Origin of the sequence: Paenibacillus piri (genome assembly GCF_004354045.1) — a bacterium.
GTDB lineage: Bacteria > Bacillota > Bacilli > Paenibacillales > NBRC-103111 > Paenibacillus_S > Paenibacillus_S piri.
This window is the reverse complement of the sequence record NZ_SMRT01000008.1, coordinates 253,851-272,434: the sequence shown is the minus strand read 5'-3', so window position 1 is coordinate 272,434 and position 18,584 is coordinate 253,851. Positions and strand designations below refer to the sequence as shown.

Here is an 18,584-nt window from a genome sequence, read left to right as displayed (position 1 = left end):
CTTGAAAACAGATCCTGGAAATGATCGAGACTCATCCAATACGTTCAAGCCGGGTCCATATTTCGTCGGGATACTCGATATCCAACGCTTTCACATTTTCCTCCAGCTGCTCGGGTCTGGACGCTCCGATAACAGGGTATACCCCGTTTTTAATACACCAGCTTAATGCCAGCTGGCTCCCTTTCACCCGGTAAGTCTCACAGAGTTGAATAAACTGCTCGATCCGCTCTTTGTTCTGTAAATAAATTTGTTCGGTTTTATCGTAGCCGATCGCATCTTTTTTCGCTATTCTCGAGTCTGCGGGAATATGCGTTTTATACTTGCCGGTAAGAAGGCCCTGCGCAATCGGAGAAAACCCGAACATCCCAACCTGACGGGAACGGCAAAAAGGTTTAACCCCGTTTGTATCCGCCTTCCTGATCGCAAAGGAATAAATAAACTGTTCCGCAATCGGCTTTTCCAGCTGAAGTCTGCCGCAGACCTCATGGCATTGTTCAAGCGCTTCAAGCGGCCATTCCGAAGTCGCCCAATACCTGATTTTCCCTTGAGCGATCAGGCTGTTGAAGGTGCGGACAATTTCTTCCATCGGCACTTCCGGGTCATAGCGGTGGGCGTAATAAATATCCACGTAATCCAGCCCTAATCTGGCGAGCGAGCTGTCCGCGGCGTCCAGGATGTGCTTTCTGGAAAGTCCGCGGTCGTAAGGCGAATCGCCTATCGGCCAAGACCCTTTCGTCGCCACGATATATTCGCCGCGCCTGTATTTGCCCAGCGCTTTGCCTACGAGCTTTTCCGCCTCGCCCATACCGTAATTGTTGGACGTATCGAATGATCGGATTCCAAGTCTCCAGGCTTGATCGACAAGACTATTGGCATAGCTGTCGCTCGTATGCTCGGTTCCTATCGTAAGCGCCGTTCCAAATGTCAGGACTGTGCTTTTTAGCCCCGACTGGCCTATTCTGAAATATTCCATAACAGCCTCCTTCGAGTTCACTCTCTATGCTCAGCATTCGGAGCGGAATATAGATCAATAATCGACGCAGGTCTCCGCTTGACTTCAATCAATATTTGTCCGACATACTCGCCTATCAAGCCTAAGCAAATGAACACGGCGCCCGCTATATATAGCAAAACGGCCAGGATAAGCGACGTATCCTTGGAAGCAACGGGCATAACCAGCATGGACAAAGTCAGCAAGATCCCCAACAATATCGTAAAAAAACCGAGTGACATAATAAAGCGTAGAGGCTCGATCGTCGTTCCGACCAAACTGTCCAGCGCATACCGGATCATCGATTTCAGATTGTATTTGGTTTGGCCCGCGGTCCGGATGTCCCTTGCATATTCGACATTGCCGGCCTTCAAGCCGACATATGGAACCAATACACGGAAAATCCGGTTCACTTCCGGCAATTTTTTCATTTCATCGATCGCTCTGCGGTTCAGCAGCTTGTAATTCGCCGCGTTTTCTTCAATAACCAGCCGGTTGGAAAATGCGCTCGTTACTTTATAAAACAGCCAGGCGCTCATTTTTTTGAACAACGAATCGCTCTTTCGTTCAATTCGCTTGCCCGATACGACATCGTAGCCGTCTTCCCACATCTCGATCATTCGGTAAATCAGCTCGGGCGGGTCCTGCAGATCGGCATCCATCACAATGACCGCATCCCCTTTGGCGACTTCGATGCCTCCGTGGACCGCCCCTTCGAGACCAAAGTTCCGGGACAGCTTGACAACGCCGATATGCGGATGCTTGCGCTGCTCGTCCATCATATTGCTGTAGGTCCGGTCCGACGAGCCGTCATCCACCAATATCAGCTCATAATCGTATTTGTCGCTCAGTTTTTCGAGAACCTTCAAGGTTTGCGAACAATATTCCGATACAAGCCCTTCTTCGTTAAACATCGGACCTATGACTGAAATTAACTTTTTCATCAAAACCACCTGCTCCGCAATGACTATTTCTTCATAACCGATTTGAAAATATAGCTCTTGGTATTCACCGTGCTTTGCAAAATACTGTTGAGGTATTTGGTGAGAATCGCAAACATCAGAAATACGCCCGAAAACGAGAAGCCTAAAAACATGATGAGCGACGTCCAGCCTTCCACGGCTCCCTTTATAAAATAGGATACAAGACTGAACAGCAGCGCGCCTAGGGAAATAAAGAAAAACAAGAATGAGACAAATAAGGCCAGCCTCGTGAGGATATCCGTATAGTAAGTGAGCGTGTCCACCATCAAGTTCACGTTTTCGAATAAGTTACGGTTATTTTTATATTTGATGTTTAAGTATATGATTTCAAACTGGAGTCCCGACAGCAGATACGAAATGTTCCGGTTTATGATGACGTTGCCCGTTTCGACGATTTTGTTCTGGCACCGTCTTGACGACAGGACCAGCACCGATGAAGCGATGCGGGTATTCAGCTTGCCCTTAAAGTATTTATTGATGATCCAGTAAAACAAATAAGATGACGCGCTTACCTTTTGCGGGGAGCAAATGACAAAATCGTTTCCCTTCAGACAGGCTTCATACATCGTAAAGATGATGTCCATATCGTAATCGAGCCTGACCTCGTCAATTTCAAGTATATAGTCGCCTATGCTGATGTCAACGCCGGCTCTTAGCGCTTGCTGTACGTTATGAAACCGGGCCAACTCCAAAATGGTCAGTTTGGCGGCGCAATTTTTTAATAACTGCAGCGTATTGTCCCGCGAAAAATTTTCGACCACGATAATTTCATAATGCTTGAACCGGCTCTTCAAATAACAGTCCAGCCGATTCACTTTATCCTCGATAACATCGGCGCAGTTGCGGGCTACCATGATCACGGACAGGAAGTTTTCTTCTAGTATCATCCCATTAACCCTACCTTAATATATCGTCTAAATCGTATACCGTATTGATTTTCCCGGAAAACACAGTGTAAAATTCGGGATTTTGCGAATATTGTCTTATGACTGTCGGTCTGGAATCATCGACCTCCGACGTCTTCAGCACGGGTTTGACCGTATAGAGAGATTCGACATAGCGGATGACGATATCGCTTTTCAAATATTTTTTCACCATCTGGTTCATTTCGACAAAGGCCGTTTCCGGCTTATGTTTGCACTGATTGCAGCTACGAAGATGCCCGGGCGAACAGCGTCCGCCCTCCTCCTGACACGGAAAGGCGGGCAGGGAATCGTGAGACGTGTAATGAGGCGTATTTGAAACCGTCGTCAGCGAATGATAGCCGGTAAAGCCGAATGGCATAATGGAGAAAAACGGCCCGTCCATGACGGTAATTCCGACGCCTTTTAAGTGCTCGGAAACATCGCATATTATAACCTCACACAGCTCGTATTTGATCGGCAGATGCTCGTAGCCCATGAGGTCATGAATTTGATTCGTTCCCGCATACGTTGCGTTTAAGATGTAGGGCGTTTCGAATTGTTCGCCGCTGTCGAGCGTTACAATGAAATGACCGTCCTCTTTGACCACATTGCAGATTGTAGTGCCAAACCTGAAGCCGCATATGCCGGGATCGATTTGGCCCAGCAATTTCGCTTTCAACCGCTGCGCGTCAAAGCTGTATTCAATCGTACGGTAAGCTTTTTCCACGGCGCTCCGGTAAAAGTATGGCTCGAGGTCCGTTTCTTCGCAGACCAGCTGCAAATTGTCCGCAAAATGCTTAAACTGGCTTCCGTTTGTCCAGCTAAAGTTGGATGCAATGCCGTACACTTTATTGAAATCGGTATGGATGCAGTCTGAAAAATCGTTTAAAAACCGGTCGAAATATTTTTGTGATTTGGCGGCGGTAGCATACGACCTTGGATAATGATAACCGTTATGCAGTCTGGCCTGATTCACGCGGGAGCCCCGTTTAAAAGGCTCGTCTTCCGTTTCGATAACAAGTGTGGAATATCCGTTTCTGCCGGACTGCACCGCGGCGTACAGCCCATACATCCCCGCACCGATAATAACTCTGTCATATGTTTCTCTCATACTCAAAACATCCTTCGCAAAAGACATAATAACGCTCGATCCTATACATTCTGCTTCAATGCATCCCCGTCTGGAGCAGAGGTGCGCTTGGTCAGGCCGTGCGTTGTCTTCTCCCAATAAAACGGCTTCGTAATTAACTGCCATGCCGCCTTGACCGCAGCGATGCTCATCAACACCCAATAAATCGGCGTCAGCAGCGCATATTTGACCAAGCCGTACGAGAACATGGTCGATCCTCTTTTTTCCAGCTCGCGAATAACCCAGTACACGCCGGCAACGTTGCTGAATACGAACAAAAAATTACCGATCAAAAATTCGACGGATGCCAAATAATAAATAATCCCGGGGAAAAACTGCGGAATCCAGGCAGCCCTCCAGCCGTACCAAAGGATGATCATCACCCAAAAAATCGGGTTTAAGAGCGGCAGCATCGGCGTGGCCAATACCATTACCTGAAAGCCGAGAAATCCTTTGAGCCCCAACTCCCGATAAAGCTTCACCGGATTGCGCATATGGACAAGCCATGTCTGCATGTAGCCTTTAATCCAGCGCGACCTTTGGCGTACCCAGTTGCCCGTACGGCTGTTCGCTTCCTCCCAAGTACGGGAATCGACGATAGCGGTCGTGTAGCCCGATTTGTGCAGGCGAATCCCGAGATCCGCATCCTCGGTTACGTTGTAAGGGTCCCATGCATTGACTTCCTTGAGCACGGCCATTTTAAAATGGTTCGATGTTCCGCCCAGCGGAATCGGGATGTCGAGCTGCATGACGCCCGGCAGCAGAAGCTCGAACCACATGCTGTATTCATGAGTAAACCAGCGGGTCAGCAGGTTTTGCTCGCTGTTGAAATAGTTCAACTTCGCCTGAATGCAAGCGAGATTGGCAGGACCGTTCATAAAAGCGGCATGCACCTTCTTCAGCTGATCGGCGTCGGGTCGGTCCTCGGCGTCATAGATGACGACGTATTCGCCGCGCGCGCGGATCAAGCCGTAATTGCAAGCCTTCGGCTTCGTTTTGGGCAGGCTGTGCGGCACGACAATCGTCGTGTAATAGGCCGGAAGATTCATGCTCTTCAGCAGTTCCTGAGCCTCCACATCGTCCTCTTCGATCAGCAGCCTGACGTCGAGCTTCGCCTTTGGATAATCCAGCTGTTCGATATTGCTCAGCAGATGAGGAATAACCTCGCTCTCCTTGTACATCGGCACCAGTATCGTATAGACGGGCAGCGTCCGCTCGTCGATGGCAGCCACCTGCTCTTTTGTAAAGCGGATTTGCGCGTAATCCCGCGTGCCGTACATGACAATTAAAAATTTAAACAAGGTCATCGAAAAGTAAAAAAGCTGAATCCCGATATTGACGGCGATTAATGTATGAAACCAGTCCACGCCGATGCATATGAGAAGCAGCAAACCCAAGGCGGCGGCCGCCGCCAATTGCGGAGCCGTAAAGGTGACATGCGCCGAGTTTTGCGGCTGCTCGTTCACCAGCTTTTGCGTGCTTTCCACCATCAGCTCGGACTGGTAAACCTGCGCCCAGAAATATTCCATTTCCTCGCGCGTTGCAAGCACCTGCTCGATCGGCAGTCCCAGCAGCGCTTCAATGGCCCTTTGCGCCTCGTCGGTTAACGGGCCGCCAACGGCGACCAAATACCGGTTTAAATCCTGATTAACGACGATGGCGTCGTATTGCCGGGCTATATACTCCGGCAGCTTGATCAAGTCTTCAAAATCGAACTGGGACCCGATTCGTCCCAGATTGTTTTGCGTGGCAATATGCCGGTACAGCTTCTCGGGCTCAATCATCCGCATCGACATCAAAATATCGCCCAGCATCCCGCCGCTTTTGCGCTGGAACTCGAGCGCCCGGTTCAGCTGCTCCTGCGTGATTGCACCGGTTTCGACGAGCATATCGCCGAGCCGGCCTTTGCGGGATTGACCGTTAAGCAGGAGCGCCAGCCTACTCTTATCGACAAAGCCCATCTCGGATACGATATCGCCGAGCCGGCCGCCGAATTTTTGCTGCCGCTCCATTGCTTCCGCCAGCTGCCCCTGCGTCACCAGACCTTCCGCGACCAGCATGTCGCCCAGCCTCAACTTCGGCTTGCCCTTGCCGTCTTCCGAAGCGGCAACGAAGCCCTCCTGGTTGAGCAGCTCCTGCTTTTGGCCGATGAGCTCCTCGACATAGCTGTCTTTACTGTCGTACTCCCGCTGCAGGTAGTCGAGCTGCTTGGCCAGCTCCTGCATCCGCCGTCCATGATCTGCAATTTGCTGTGCAAGCTGTTCACGTTTAAGCCGGACCCGTTCCTCCAGTTCGCCCGCATGCTTGTCGGTTAAATGTTTGCGGAGCCCCCGCCAAGCGAAACCGAACGAACGGTCTAATTCCGGTTTATTTGGAGCCATTGCTTCAAATTCGTTTCTATTTGATCAAGCTCGGCTACTTTCCGCTTAAGCTCGTCGATTTCGTGTTCCAGCTCCGCTTCCATGAGCTTATGCGTCTGCTCTAATTGCATACGCTGCCGGTCCAGACTTGCTTCTTCCTCTTCCAATGCGTTAAAATAACGTCCCACTTTTTGAGGATCATAACCAATCAGCGCTCTTACTTTCACATGAATTCACTCCTTGTTCTCCGATAGGAACCGCCGACAGCCGTGACGACCTCCAGCAAATCCGCTTCTTCTTCAGCCTGAATGACAGCTGCATCTCCTTCGTTCAAGGCGGCATTTCCACCCGAGCTCAAGGTCATCTCCCCCTTGCAGTTCATCAATTGCAGCCGTCCATGCAGAACGGTCCAGGAAACCGTCCGTCTGTCCTCCGTCGGCTGCGGCTCATAGACCAGCCGTTCTCCTGCGTTCAGATGGATTCGCGTCGTCGTGACGACAATGCCATCGGCAAAGGTCGAGCGGTCGATAACAAGACGGGAAGCCGCTGTCGCTCCCGGCATGGCACATGCGGCGGGCGGCGATGTGACGAGCCCCGCGGAGCCGGCACTGCACTTTGCCTGTACGGAGCCGGCACCGTCTTCAGGCGTTGCAGGCTCAGCCGCCTCCGCGGACGCTGCCGTTTCGGCGAGCCCTTCCGGGTCAGCCTCCACCCCACCGCTCCCGCTCAGCCTGCTCAGCGTGTCTTTCAGTCCGCCGCCGGCTCCTTTGCCCATGACCAGAATGCCTTCCCTGCCAGCGGCAACCACAACGTCGGACAGGCCGTGTACGACGATCGGCAGCTTCAGTTCATTGACAATATGAACATCCCGGCTGCCCTCCGATATCAGGCCCGCGCCCGTAACCGGCTGGCTCAATTCCTCCACAAGCGTACACCAGGAGCCCAGATCCTTCCACGACTTGTCGTAAACCAGCGCCGCAACCTTCTTCTCCTTTTCGACCACCGCATAGTCAAAGCTCCGGCTCTCCAGCCGATTGTATTCGAGCAGCAGCTCCTCATATACGGCCGGCAGCCCCATAGCGGCAAGCTTGTCCAGCAGAAAGCCGGCCCGGAAGGCGAACACTCCGCAGTTCCACAGCGCCCCCCGGGCGATATAACGTTGGGCTGCCTCGGCGGAAGGCTTCTCATGAAACTCGCGAATGGCAAGCGCTCCGGCAAGACGAGCCGGCCGCTCGGGAATTATGTAGCCGTACTTCACGGACGGATAGCTCGGCCGTACGCCGACAAGCGCCACATTCGCCCCCGACGCGCGCAGCGCATCCGGGAGCTGCTGCAGGACATCATAGAACGAATCCTCCACACAGCTGTCGACCGGCATCACGGCGACGATCTCATCGGGGGGAATCCCTTTGCGCGAATACAAATAAGCGACCGAAAGCATAATCGCGGGAAACGTATCCCGTTTTTCCGGTTCGAGCACGAGATCGACGGTTTCTCCCAATTGCCCGGCGATCTGATCGCGCTGACTTGACGAGGTGGCGATAACGGTGGAACGGTGAAGTCCTCTGCTTTGGAGCTGGCTCCATACATTTTGCAGCATGGAGGACGGACGCCCGTTTCCATCCTTAAAAAAAGGGATGAACTGCTTCGAACGCCGTTCGCTGGACAAAGGCCATAGCCTGCTGCCCGAACCACCGGAAAGCAAAACCATATTCATACGTCGTTCACCCTTTTTTATAGAATTGGCATTACGCGAAAATTGTCGAAATATGGGAGATTTTTTGTCGATTTTAGGGACTTATGGCCTATGATTCTATATTAGCTTCATGATACCATAATTAGATTTTAAATGAATTAAGTAAATATTAGATATTCATTAAGTAGTAGTCAATTTTGTGACACTTGTTAGTGACTTGTTAAGCGTCTCCAAGCCAAGCGCGTTCGACAAAACCGAGCAGTAAACCTGAACTTTCTGTACAACCAAGGATAAACGGCTTCGCTGTCTTTCGAGAACGAGCGCGTTTGTCAAGGTTGCGAGAAGCAACGTATAAGATCTTATACGTTCTGTACAGCAAAAAAAGACCGCGCCTTCCGCAATCCTGGGATCGGGGAACGTACGGTCTTTAAGGTCAAGATTAGGCGTTCACTTTTTGCTTGGCGGCTGTAGCCAGGTCGTTAAACGCGTTCAGGTCGTTGACAGCAAGGTCGGCCAGCATTTTGCGGTTAACTTCAATGCCGGACAGCTTCAAGCCGTGCATAAATTTGCTGTAGGACAAGCCGTTGATGCGAGCCGCAGCATTGATACGAGTGATCCACAATTTGCGGAAATCGCGTTTCTTTTGACGGCGGTCGCGATAAGCGTACAGCAAGGACTTCATCACTTGCGCATTTGCTGTTTTAAATAAGCGGTGCTTGGAACCGAAATAACCTTTAGCCAGCTTCAAAATCTTTTTATGACGACGACGAGTGACAAACCCGCCTTTTACTCTTGCCATGATTGATTACCTCCAAAATTTAAGTAGAATGAAATACAGTTTAACCTTTGATGTTAGTCAATTGCTGCTTCAAGCGTCTTACGTCGCCTGCCGACATAACCGGGTTGGATGCCAATACGCGTTTTTGACGAGCGGATTTCCCGGACAACAAATGGTTTTTGTATGCTTTGTATCTCATTACTTTGCCTGTACCTGTGATCTTGAAGCGGCCTTTTAAGCTGCTGTGTGTTTTCATTTTTGGCATGATGTAGAGTCCTCCTTAATATTATGCTTGCTGTTTCGGCGATAAAATCATGATCATGCTGCGGCCTTCCAGCTTCGGCCTGCGCTCGACCACGCACAGCTCCTCGACTTCGGCAGCCATGCGCTCCAGCACCCGTTGGCCGATGCTCGCATGAGCAATCTCGCGGCCGCGGAAGCGCACGCTCAGCTTCACCTTGTCGCCTTCGTTTAAAAACTTCACAACGTTGCGCTGCTTTGTTTGAAAATCATGCTCATCGATTGTGGCGCTTAAACGAACTTCTTTAATTTCGACGATTTTCTGGTTCTTACGGGCTTCCTTTTCTTTCTTCTGCATTTCATAGCGGTATTTCCCGTAATCCATAATCCGGCACACCGGCGGCTTCGCCGTCGGAGCAACATTGACCAAGTCCAAGTTTGCGTCAACAGCAATCTGCAGCGCTTCGCGAATCGGTTTGATGCCCAGCTGTTCTCCGTCTGCGCCGATCAGGCGTACTTCCTTGACCCGAATCTCATCGTTAATTAAATGTTCTGTACTAATAACCTTCCACCTCCAATGAATGTAATGAAACCATTTCTCCAAAACGGCTGCGCCGTCCTTGGGGGACATGCGCGTTTGTCAAGGTTGTGCGAAGCAAAAGTATAAAAGCTTATACTTTCCTTACAACTAACAAAGTCCCCCAAAAGTGAAGTGAAGCCCTGAAGCGAATTCCGCTAACCCGTATCCACCGGGTTTCGTCAAGAGAGCATGCAACTCTTGACCTTACTTTTGGGGGAGCCCCCGATTATACATGGAAATATGCTGCACATAATTTCCTAAACAATAAAAAAGACGGGGGCGCAAAAGGCCCACGTCTTAATAAAAGTTCAAGTGATAATCAACATAACCGTTATCAACGTTCACTTTAGCTTTAATGACCAGCCAACCGGGGTCGGACAGGTGAGAAGCGGGCGCTTCTTCTTTTGCAACACTTGCAATATCATACCATAATCACTTTTGCAAAGTCAACTGCCGGATTTATCACGGATCCCTTTGTCAAATTAAAGCCCCGGTGCCGCCGCTTGTAACGGCAGTACGCAGGGCTGCAATATGCGGGTATAATCAGCTCACCTGCTTGCTTTGCATCTCTTCCAGCCGGATGACGCGGGTATGCTGGGTATGGCTCCACTGCTTGTTGTTTTGCGTGAAGAAGGCGTACACCGTAATCGGCCACCACGACAGCATAAACACCGGGAACGTGATGAGATACAGATATGTCCTCCAATTCGCTTTCTCGATAATGAGCGCCAGCGGGAACTGAATGAAGCTGAGCAATCCGATGGTCATGAACAGCGTCGGCGAATAATCGAACAGCGATTTCAACGACGATGCTCCCGGAAGAAGCAGATTGATCCATAAAATGATCGTGACTACGGAGCCGAGCAGCACATTGTACACATTCAACGCGTAGACGGCCGTATCGAGCTTTGCCCAGCTGCCTTCCCGGAGCCCTCGCCAGAACAATGGGAGGAAATATCGGCGGGCCACGTCAAAATGACCCTGCATCCATCTCAAACGCTGTCTGGCGGATGCCTTGAACGTTAATGGCTTCTCATCGTAAACTTTGGCGTCGTAGTTAAACGTCGGATTAATTCCGCGCTGCACGCAGCGCATCGTAAATTCCAAATCCTCGACGAGGCTCGTCGCGCCCCAGCCGATTTCCTTGAGCAGCTTCGTTTCGAAGCACATGCCGGTACCGCCCAGGAAATTGGCCAATCCGAGATTTTGCCGCGGCAGCTGCCACAAACGGTTGCAATACCAATATGTCGTAGCGTAAGCGGAAGTAATCCAGGAATCGTTCGGGTTTTTCGTGTCCAAATAGGCCTGAATGACGCGGGAGCCGTTGCACAGATCGTTGTTCATGTGCGTCAGATAATCCGGGTTGACCAGATTGTCGGCGTCCAGCATGACGATCGCATCGTAGCTGCGCGGCAGCTTCCATAGCTCCTTGAGCATCCATTCGATTGCGTATCCTTTGCCGCGCAGCTTCGGATTATTCCGTTCGCAGGCGAAGACGCCCTTGCCTCTTGCAATTTGTGCCGTACGGTCGGTGCAGTTATCGCAAATAACAAATACATCGTATAATTGTTGCGGATAATCAAGTTTTTTCAAATTGTCGATAAGCGCTCCGACAACCTGCTCTTCGTTATGGGCGGCGATAAGAATCGCAAACGATTTTTGCGGCTCATGCGCTGCCTTCGGCTTTCTGCGGAACCAGCCAAAAAATGTCAAGAAAAGCTGATAGGCTCCGATCGTCGCTAAGACAACCTGAATGCCTAGCAAGAAATAATCCAGCATCAAAGAATCCCCCTTTTTTTATGTACCCCAAAGTTTTTTATTCTCTCTCTAAACTTCTTTTTATCAACTTCGATGGCTTTGTCTGGATTGTGCGGGTAACCGAATATGATTTTCCTCTCTTTGCTTCTATTTGTCAAAAGCTCCAAGAGACTTGATTGAGCCGGATTCCGAATTAAGGCAAGAAATTACGGAGAATTACGGTAAAACTCTTTGCCATCCAGCTATTACGTATTATTATCACCGATTTTCAGCATTTTTGTGTGTTCCGTTTATGCGGCTGACGCCTCATTTGACTTCACCCGGCACAAGAACCGGGCCAGTACGCCCGGACAGCTGTCATACAGCCGAACAAGCCGTGCTCAAGAGCCGGAAACTCCAGCCCGCGGCGAACTTGAAATACAGTCCGGTACCCACCATTATGATACAACAATTCCACCGCGCGCACAAATACTGCGATCCCGCAGCTGCGGCACATGTACCGTCATGATGAGGGCACACAGTATCTTTTACCCCGAAAGCGCCGTCTCCAATCAAGGCCAAATGGGAGGTTCCATCATGAGCAAGGTATGGTCGTTCCGTTCCAACTGCATAATCCGCGGATTCGGGCTCAAAAAGAAACGTAAGCCTGAAACAGCTTGGCCTGAAACAGGATAGCCGCCCGACATTCAGGACATAATATAAGTTACGGAAAATTCGCCGGTTCGGCATGAAAGCCCGACATTCCTCCCTCCGGACCGGAACCCGTCGTCCCAACGTTTTCGCCCCCACTGCCCGCAGGCGACTGGTTTCATGGCCAATCCCGCCCGCAGACTTATACCGTGTCATCCTGCAAACTGTAAATAGCAAGCCAGGTCTGCCCGAATGTTGAGTGGAATTTGGGCCGCAGACAATTAACAATATTAACTTGATTTGAGAATGATTTATTGCTGATTTAATATTCTACTAACAAAAGGGGGTTATCATAATATATGACGAATAAGCAAAGCTTATCCCAAGTTTAAGGAGGCGAATCGATATGGGCCGTGTCGTCACGTGGCTGCAGCAGCGGGAGACCCGTATGTTTTGCTGGGTTAACCAGACCATCCAGCATTCCTCTTTAGACTTTTTCTTTAACGCGATTACTCATTTGGGCGGGGCCGCCTTCACGATTACGGCAGCGCTCTGTCTAGCCCTGTTCGGACAAGGAAGCTGGAAAGCGGCAGGCATGTACAGCTGTCTTGCTCTTGCTTTAAGCCATATTCCCGTTGCAGTCATTAAGCGGATATACCCGCGTCTGCGCCCTTATCTGGTCCTTCCCGATACAAATACGTGTAAAAAGCCGTTGAAGGACCATTCCTTCCCGTCCGGACATACAACCGCCATTTTCTCATTGGTTATCCCGTTCGTGCACGCGATCCCATGGGTCGGAGCCTTACTGCTGCTGCTTGCGGTGCTCGTTGCCGTTTCCCGTATTTACTTGGGGCTACACTATCCGTCGGATTGTTTGGCCGGCGCTTTGATCGGTACGGCGACGGCGTTGGCAATTGTCGCATTTTTCGGATAAGTTGCTTTTTCCGTTTAAAATGATTAATGTTAAAATTGTGTAAATCCTTGTCACAAGGTATGGTGAAACGCCTTATGCGTAAAAAAAGGGTCTTGTTGTTATCCGAAGGCTTTGGGGCGGGGCATACGCAAGCCGCTCATGCTCTTTCCGTCGGACTTCGCCTGCTCTCGCCTGACATCCAGACGCGCGTGCTGGAGCTCGGCTCTTTTCTCCATCCGACGCTGGCTCCGTGGATCTTTACGGCTTACCGCAAAACCGTGACAACGCAGCCCAAGCTGTACGGACTTATGTATCGTTCGCAATATAAAAAATCGTTGAACCGGTTTACGCAATTGGCTTTGCACCGCATTTTTTATGCGCAAACCGCTGAAATCATCAATCAGCTGAGACCCGATACGATCGTTTGCACCCATCCTTTTCCCAATGCGGTCATTTCACGTCTAAAGCGCGCCGGACTCAATGTGCCCTTGTGCACCGTCATAACGGACTATGATGCGCACGGCACCTGGCTGAGCTCGGAGGTTAACAAATATTTGGTTTCCACCTCCGACGTCAGGGATAAGCTGTTGAACCGCGGCATTCATTCCAATGCGATCGAGGTGACCGGCATCCCCGTGCATCCGAATTTTTGGGAGCAGCATAACCGCGAGGAGCTTCGCGCCCGCTTCGGTCTTCAGAACATGCCTACCGTCCTGGTAATGGGCGGCGGCTGGGGACTGGTAAACAATGAGGAAGTGCTGCAATATTTTACCGAATGGCGCGATAAAATTCAGCTTATTATTTGCATGGGCAGCAATGAAAAAGCGTTATCCGCCTTGTCAGACGACAAACGATTTCAGCATAAAAATATACGTCTTTTGGGCTTTACGACAGAAATCGACAAATTGATGGATGTATCCGACCTGCTGATTACGAAACCCGGCGGGATGACCTGCACGGAAGGTTTGGCCAAGGGCATACCGATGCTGTTTTACAAGCCGATTCCGGGCCAGGAGGAAGAAAACCTGCAATATTTCACCCAGCACGGCTTCGGCGAGCAAATCAAATCGGAAGCTACGATCGGTCACTGGCTGAAGCTGCTGGCGGACAGCTATCCTGAAGTGCTCAGGCGGCGCGCGCGCTTTGCGCAGCAGACGAATGCGTATAATCCGATGGACTGCTCGCAGGCGATCATGGAAATTTTAAATCAATAAGCGGCAAAAACCTGACGGCAAGCTTGACCGTCAGGTTTTTTTATAATATCAGGTGATATTGCAAGTTATCAGAAAAGCTACATCAAAAACACGAATGTATCTTCGTCGGAAGGGCTTCGATCAGAAGCTTTTTTTATTCTTGCCGGATGCCTTAGTCCAGGCGCGATGCGCAAAATATGAAGCGTGCTGTAAGGCACGGAAAGCTTGTGCAAAAAGCCCGCGTTTATTCGCCGTTCTCCTGAATATCACGCTCCAGACTTAGCAAATGCCGCTCCAGCGCAGCTTGTCCGATCACGGCTTCAAGCCGGTAAATATTCATTCCCTGCTCGTAAAATTTCGTTTCGTACTCGGTCATCACCAGGTCGGTGCGCGGACCGTCCGCATGCAAATCCAATGAAATATTGCGCATCCGAAGGCCCATATCGGCAAGCGAGTTTAAAGAAAACTCGAACAACGAACGGGAATCCGTTTTGAAATGAATTTCGCCGTTATCGTTTAAAATGTCGATATATTTGCGCACAAACGCGGAATATGTCAATCGCCGCCGAGCATGGCGTTTTTTAGGCCAGGGATCGCTAAAATTCAAGTAAATCCGCTCCAGCTCATCCGTTTCAAACATATCCCCGATTTTTTCAATATTAAATAAAGCCAGCCTCAAGTTGGCTAATGTACCGCCGTTTTCCTCACGCGACTGCACGGCCTTTTCGCCGGCCCGGCGCAGCAATTCGTCGTACATATCCACACCTATGTAATTGATCTCCGGGTTGAGCGAGCTTAACTGGCTTATAAAACGTCCTTTTCCCATACCAAGCTCGACGTGGATCGGCCTATAATTGCCAAATACGTCCTTCCACTTTCCTTTATATGCAGCCGGATTTAGCACAATCAGTTCTGCCTGGGTTTCCAGCGCCTCCCGTATTCCTTTTCTGCCGCGTAAACGCATTGCTTTCCTCCAAACCGGATGATTCCGTCACTTTATCAGATGAAATTATACTCCGAATCGCTGATAAAGAAAAGCGGCCAGACACAGACCCCGCCTAACCGCCGACAGAAAGCAATAATTATTCCATCCTCCGATTCGAAAGCCGGTCAAAGAGCTTTCGGAATTGAAGCTTATTTGTTGTAGGAATCGTCGCGGCCTCTGCTCCGCATTCCCGCCAATCCGAGCAATCCGAGCAGACCTAACCATCCCCAGTTGCCGCCGCGGGTTGTCGTCGTCGTGTCGGCATTGGCCCGGTAGCCGTACGTATTGTAGTTACCGCCATAACCTATTCCGTCTCTCGTTGTACGCGTTCCGTAAGTGTTCATCCGGTCCAGCAGGTGATGCGTACCGGTTGTTGTACCGGTAGCCGTTGTACCGGTTGTCGTGCCTGGCGTTGTTGTGCCGGTTGCCGTTGTACCGGTTGTCGTGCCTGGCGTTGTACCGGTAGTTGTCCCCGTTGTGCCGGTTGTTGTACCGGTCGTCGTACCGGTTGTGGTGCCAGTTGTCCCTGTCGTCGTTCCCATCGTTCCAATCGTAGTGGGAGTGGTGCCTGCACTAAAGGCATCATAGATGTTCGTAGTGCCCGTACCTGTCGCACCGTAAGTCGATGTATTGGTTGCTCCACTGACCCCCAAATTAGCATGCGCTTGTCCGGCAAAACCTAAAGAAGCAGTCAATGCCAATGCTAAAATTGTTTTACGGAACTTATTCATCGTCTTTCTCATTCTCCTTTCGAAGCTGTGGATTGTGTTGCACTAATAGCATGGACGGTTCGAGTTGCAAATATCCTTCCTTCGGTCAGGATGGTTTTGTTAAGGAAAAAGTTCGCAAGCTGTTTCGTTTTACGATAAAATAGAAGCGAAAGCGGCGCTGCTGTGCCGGCTTTCAACGTTATTTTCACAAAGGAGTCTTAACATGATGAATCAAGCCGAACCGCTTGCCATTCCAAGCGAATGGGGAGACAAACGGTTTCATACATGGAATGTCGAAATGCGCCGCCAGTTCGGCGCCAAAGTGTTCAAGGTGATGCTGGACGCAGGATTCACTTGCCCTAATCGTGACGGCTCCATCGCGGCCGGGGGATGCACCTTTTGCAGCGCAAGAGGATCCGGCGATTTTGCCGGCAGCCGCCGCGACGATCTGGTGACGCAATTCAATAAAATTCGTGATTTGCAGCATAAAAAATGGCCGGAAGCCAAATACATCGGTTATTTCCAGGCATATACGAACACCTATGCTCCGGTCGAGGAGCTGCGTGAATATTATGAAGTTATTTTGCAGCAGCCCGGCGTCGTCGGTTTATCCATTGCGACAAGGCCGGATTGCCTTCCCGACGATGTCGTCGAATATTTGGCCGAGCTGAACGAACGCACTTATTTATGGGTTGAAATGGGACTTCAGACGATTCACGAATCGACCTCCCAGCTCATAAATCGCGCTCACGATACGAAATGCTATGAAAATGCGGTTGCCAAGCTGAGAAAGCATAATATCCGGACCTGCGCCCACATTATTTACGGTTTGCCGGGCGAAACGCATGAGATGATGCTCGAAACAGGCAAAGCTGTAGCGCAAATGGATGTGCAGGGCATTAAAATCCATCTGCTCCACCTGATGCGAAAAACGCCGATGGTAAAGCAGTACGAAGCCGGCTTGCTGCGATTTTTGGAAAAGGACGAGTATGTCAAGCTGGTCACGGATACACTGGAGCTGCTCCCGCCTGAAATGATTGTGCACCGGCTGACCGGCGACGCGCCGCGGGATCTATTGATCGGACCGATGTGGAGCTTGAAAAAGTGGGAAGTATTAAACGCAATCGATGCCGAACTGAAAGCTAGAAATACATGGCAAGGGAAAAAGTTTCAACCAGGTTAATCCCTCCTATCTCTCCGATCAAACCGGGGCGGGCCTGCCTTACGTTTCTTATAGTAAGGTACATATTCTGCCTAAGAGACGGAATAAAGCCCGCGGATGCAGACGATCCTTTAAGTCTCATTGAGTGCCGGCTTGCAAAAACGTCCCTTTGATCGAGGAGAGATTATGATGTTTACAAGGAAGTTATCGTTCATTGCCGCCGGAATGGCAATCGGTTTGTTGGCTGGCTGCAGCGGCCAGCCCGCGGCACAGCCGGCCGGCACGGCTGCTGCCCCGGCCGCCGCGGCTGCGCCGAAGTCGGAGGCGGACGCAAAGCCGTCCGCGAGCGCCGCGGGCGGCAATGCCGCCGGCACGGCTTCAGGCGGCGCAGCCGCGGCGCCGCAGGCGCCCGGGACGGCGCAGCCCGAAGCGGCGGCGAAGAATGAGCCGCCGGTGAAGGCGGAGCCTGCCGCTGAGGCGAAGCCGTCGACGCCGGCGGCGCAGGAGGCACCGAAGGCCGCTGCGCCTGACGCGGCCCCCAAATCGGCGCCGGCGCAGACGCCGGCGCCCGCCGCTGAAGCCCCCGCGCCTGTTGCGTCCCCTGCACCTGCTGCATCGGCTCCCGCTGTATCCCCTGCACCTGCACCGGCGCAGGCAAAACCGGAAGCCAAGGCGGACGCCAAAGAGGCCGCCGCGGCAGACCCGGCCGCAAAAGCCGAGCCGCTGTTCAAGAGCAACTGCATGGTATGCCACGGCGACCAGCTGCAGGGCGGCGGAGGGCCGAACATTTCCAAGGTTGGCGGAAGGAAGACGAAGGATGAGCTGATCGCCAAGATCAATGGCGGAGGCAAGATCATGCCGGCTTTCAAGGATACGCTCAAGCCGGAAGAAGTCGAAGCGCTGGCCGCCTGGCTGGCAACAAAAAAATAATGAACTATTAAATGGAGGCTGCTATGGGTTTCCTGTCGATTCTCAGCTATGCCCATAAGCTGATCGAGGAGCGAATCGCTCCGGGCGAGGCGGTTGTCGACGCCACCGCCGGCAACGGCGTCGATACGCTGTTTTTGGCCAAACTCGTCGGTCCGGAAGGCTCTGTCGATGCTTTTGATATCCAGCAGCAGGCACTGGATAAAACCGGACAGCGCATAAGGAAGGAACAGCCGGACTATTCGCATGTCCGGCTGCATTTGCGCAGTCATGACCAGCTCGAAGCCGTACTGCCGGAAGCTTTGCACGGACGGCTCGGGGCGGTGATGTTTAATTTGGGCTACCTTCCCGGCAACGATCATGACACCGTTACAACACCCGCTTCTACCATACCGGCGCTGCAGAAGTCTGCCAAACTGCTTCGCAAGGGCGGTATTTTGACCGTCGTCTTATATACGGGACACGAAGGGGGAGAACAGGAAGCTCTGGCGGTCCGGCAATGGGCCGAGCAGCTGCCTCAGCAGCAGTTTCAAGTGCTGGAATACCGGTTCATGAACCAGCAAAACCACCCGCCCTATTTGATAGCCGTAGAAAAGCGGTCGGCCGATTGATATAATGCTTGTTAGATGAAACTACTATTATAA

The 18,584-nt window shown here is 51.3% G+C and carries 18 protein-coding genes; 5 read left to right on the top strand and 13 right to left on the bottom strand.

The genetic code is table 11. The annotated features are described in order from the left end of the window. Positions 1-31: 31 nt before the first annotated feature. The 11 genes from E1757_RS18305 to E1757_RS18255 all read right to left on the bottom strand — a co-directional run bounded on the left by E1757_RS18305 (position 32) and on the right by E1757_RS18255 (position 11,441). Positions 32-973 carry an aldo/keto reductase gene (locus E1757_RS18305; RefSeq protein WP_133230669.1) on the bottom strand — a complete coding sequence of 314 codons (942 nt, stop codon included), beginning with the start codon at positions 971-973 and terminating at the stop codon, positions 32-34. A 17-nt stretch (positions 974-990) separates the two neighbouring features. After that, on the bottom strand, positions 991-1,935 hold the full coding sequence (locus E1757_RS18300; RefSeq protein WP_133230667.1) for a glycosyltransferase family 2 protein: 945 nt from the start codon (positions 1,933-1,935) through the stop codon (positions 991-993). A 23-nt stretch (positions 1,936-1,958) separates the two neighbouring features. Further along, the gene (locus tag E1757_RS18295; RefSeq protein WP_133230665.1) at positions 1,959-2,861 is read right to left on the bottom strand and encodes a glycosyltransferase; all 903 of its coding nucleotides are present in this window, start codon (positions 2,859-2,861) and stop codon (positions 1,959-1,961) included. Positions 2,862-2,871: 10 nt separating this feature from the next. Next, positions 2,872-3,990, bottom strand: coding sequence for an FAD-dependent oxidoreductase (locus tag E1757_RS18290; protein ID WP_133230663.1), 1,119 nt, complete (start codon positions 3,988-3,990; stop codon positions 2,872-2,874). Positions 3,991-4,031: 41 nt separating this feature from the next. Then, positions 4,032-6,389: a cyclic di-GMP-binding domain-containing protein, MshE-related gene (locus E1757_RS18285; protein ID WP_133230661.1), complete on the bottom strand. Its 2,358-nt coding sequence runs from the start codon at positions 6,387-6,389 to the stop codon at positions 4,032-4,034. Then, positions 6,365-6,595 carry a hypothetical protein gene (locus tag E1757_RS18280; protein WP_133230659.1) on the bottom strand — a complete coding sequence of 77 codons (231 nt, stop codon included), beginning with the start codon at positions 6,593-6,595 and terminating at the stop codon, positions 6,365-6,367. The genes E1757_RS18285 and E1757_RS18280 overlap by 25 nt, the downstream gene beginning before the upstream one ends. Next, on the bottom strand, positions 6,592-8,085 hold the full coding sequence (locus E1757_RS18275; RefSeq protein ID WP_133230657.1) for a sugar phosphate nucleotidyltransferase: 1,494 nt from the start codon (positions 8,083-8,085) through the stop codon (positions 6,592-6,594). The genes E1757_RS18280 and E1757_RS18275 overlap by 4 nt, the downstream gene beginning before the upstream one ends. A gap of 418 nt (positions 8,086-8,503) precedes the next feature. After that, positions 8,504-8,863, bottom strand: a complete 360-nt coding sequence (rplT, locus tag E1757_RS18270) for a 50S ribosomal protein L20 (protein WP_133230655.1) — start codon at positions 8,861-8,863, stop codon at positions 8,504-8,506. A gap of 40 nt (positions 8,864-8,903) precedes the next feature. Further along, entirely contained in the window at positions 8,904-9,107 is a 204-nt protein-coding gene (gene rpmI / locus E1757_RS18265; RefSeq protein WP_133230653.1) for a 50S ribosomal protein L35, read from the bottom strand. A 21-nt stretch (positions 9,108-9,128) separates the two neighbouring features. Beyond that, positions 9,129-9,713: a translation initiation factor IF-3 gene (gene infC, locus E1757_RS18260; RefSeq protein WP_133230651.1), complete on the bottom strand. Its 585-nt coding sequence runs from the start codon at positions 9,711-9,713 to the stop codon at positions 9,129-9,131. 492 nt (positions 9,714-10,205) lie between these two features. Next, positions 10,206-11,441, bottom strand: a complete 1,236-nt coding sequence (locus tag E1757_RS18255; RefSeq protein WP_133230649.1) for a glycosyltransferase family 2 protein — start codon at positions 11,439-11,441, stop codon at positions 10,206-10,208. 1,015 nt (positions 11,442-12,456) lie between these two features. On the opposite strand from E1757_RS18255, the gene E1757_RS18250 reads away from it, so the two are divergent. Then, positions 12,457-12,984 carry a phosphatase PAP2 family protein gene (locus E1757_RS18250; RefSeq protein WP_133230647.1) on the top strand — a complete coding sequence of 176 codons (528 nt, stop codon included), beginning with the start codon at positions 12,457-12,459 and terminating at the stop codon, positions 12,982-12,984. A gap of 74 nt (positions 12,985-13,058) precedes the next feature. Then, positions 13,059-14,177, top strand: coding sequence for an MGDG synthase family glycosyltransferase (locus tag E1757_RS18245; RefSeq protein ID WP_133230645.1), 1,119 nt, complete (start codon positions 13,059-13,061; stop codon positions 14,175-14,177). Between the two features lie 223 nt (positions 14,178-14,400). Here the strand turns inward: E1757_RS18245 and trmB are convergent, their stop codons facing one another. Next, positions 14,401-15,120: a tRNA (guanosine(46)-N7)-methyltransferase TrmB gene (gene trmB, locus E1757_RS18240; RefSeq protein ID WP_133230643.1), complete on the bottom strand. Its 720-nt coding sequence runs from the start codon at positions 15,118-15,120 to the stop codon at positions 14,401-14,403. Positions 15,121-15,290: 170 nt separating this feature from the next. Further along, positions 15,291-15,872, bottom strand: a complete 582-nt coding sequence (locus E1757_RS18235) for a WGxxGxxG-CTERM domain-containing protein (RefSeq protein WP_133230641.1) — start codon at positions 15,870-15,872, stop codon at positions 15,291-15,293. 205 nt (positions 15,873-16,077) lie between these two features. Between E1757_RS18235 and mnmL the strand changes: the two genes are divergently transcribed. The 3 genes from mnmL (at position 16,078) to mnmM (ending at position 18,551) form a co-directional block, all read left to right on the top strand. Then, positions 16,078-17,034 carry a tRNA modification radical SAM protein MnmL/YtqA gene (gene mnmL / locus E1757_RS18230; protein ID WP_133230770.1) on the top strand — a complete coding sequence of 319 codons (957 nt, stop codon included), beginning with the start codon at positions 16,078-16,080 and terminating at the stop codon, positions 17,032-17,034. Between the two features lie 165 nt (positions 17,035-17,199). Then, positions 17,200-17,943: a c-type cytochrome gene (locus E1757_RS18225; RefSeq protein ID WP_133230639.1), complete on the top strand. Its 744-nt coding sequence runs from the start codon at positions 17,200-17,202 to the stop codon at positions 17,941-17,943. Between the two features lie 23 nt (positions 17,944-17,966). After that, entirely contained in the window at positions 17,967-18,551 is a 585-nt protein-coding gene (gene mnmM / locus E1757_RS18220) for a tRNA 5-(aminomethyl)-2-thiouridylate-methyltransferase MnmM (RefSeq protein WP_133230637.1), read from the top strand. The last annotated feature ends 33 nt before the right edge of the window (positions 18,552-18,584 follow it).

Bases quoted from the DNA above. Each gene is read 5' to 3' on its own strand.
- E1757_RS18250 (WP_133230647.1), top strand. From the start codon at position 12,457: ATGGGCCGTGTCGTCACGTGGCTGCAGCAGCGGGAGACCCGTATGTTT.
- E1757_RS18290 (WP_133230663.1), bottom strand. From the start codon at position 3,990: ATGAGAGAAACATATGACAGAGTTATTATCGGTGCGGGGATGTATGGG.
- rpmI (WP_133230653.1), bottom strand. From the start codon at position 9,107: ATGCCAAAAATGAAAACACACAGCAGCTTAAAAGGCCGCTTCAAGATC.
- E1757_RS18300 (WP_133230667.1), bottom strand. From the start codon at position 1,935: ATGAAAAAGTTAATTTCAGTCATAGGTCCGATGTTTAACGAAGAAGGG.
- mnmL (WP_133230770.1), top strand. From the start codon at position 16,078: ATGAATCAAGCCGAACCGCTTGCCATTCCAAGCGAATGGGGAGACAAA.
- E1757_RS18305 (WP_133230669.1), bottom strand. From the start codon at position 973: ATGGAATATTTCAGAATAGGCCAGTCGGGGCTAAAAAGCACAGTCCTG.
- E1757_RS18295 (WP_133230665.1), bottom strand. From the start codon at position 2,861: ATGATACTAGAAGAAAACTTCCTGTCCGTGATCATGGTAGCCCGCAAC.
- mnmM (WP_133230637.1), top strand. From the start codon at position 17,967: ATGGGTTTCCTGTCGATTCTCAGCTATGCCCATAAGCTGATCGAGGAG.
- rplT (WP_133230655.1), bottom strand. From the start codon at position 8,863: ATGGCAAGAGTAAAAGGCGGGTTTGTCACTCGTCGTCGTCATAAAAAG.
- E1757_RS18235 (WP_133230641.1), bottom strand. From the start codon at position 15,872: ATGAATAAGTTCCGTAAAACAATTTTAGCATTGGCATTGACTGCTTCT.
- infC (WP_133230651.1), bottom strand. From the start codon at position 9,713: ATGTCCCCCAAGGACGGCGCAGCCGTTTTGGAGAAATGGTTTCATTAC.
- E1757_RS18255 (WP_133230649.1), bottom strand. From the start codon at position 11,441: ATGCTGGATTATTTCTTGCTAGGCATTCAGGTTGTCTTAGCGACGATC.
- E1757_RS18275 (WP_133230657.1), bottom strand. From the start codon at position 8,085: ATGAATATGGTTTTGCTTTCCGGTGGTTCGGGCAGCAGGCTATGGCCT.
- E1757_RS18225 (WP_133230639.1), top strand. From the start codon at position 17,200: ATGATGTTTACAAGGAAGTTATCGTTCATTGCCGCCGGAATGGCAATC.
- E1757_RS18245 (WP_133230645.1), top strand. From the start codon at position 13,059: ATGCGTAAAAAAAGGGTCTTGTTGTTATCCGAAGGCTTTGGGGCGGGG.
- trmB (WP_133230643.1), bottom strand. From the start codon at position 15,120: ATGCGTTTACGCGGCAGAAAAGGAATACGGGAGGCGCTGGAAACCCAG.
- E1757_RS18285 (WP_133230661.1), bottom strand. From the start codon at position 6,389: ATGGCTCCAAATAAACCGGAATTAGACCGTTCGTTCGGTTTCGCTTGG.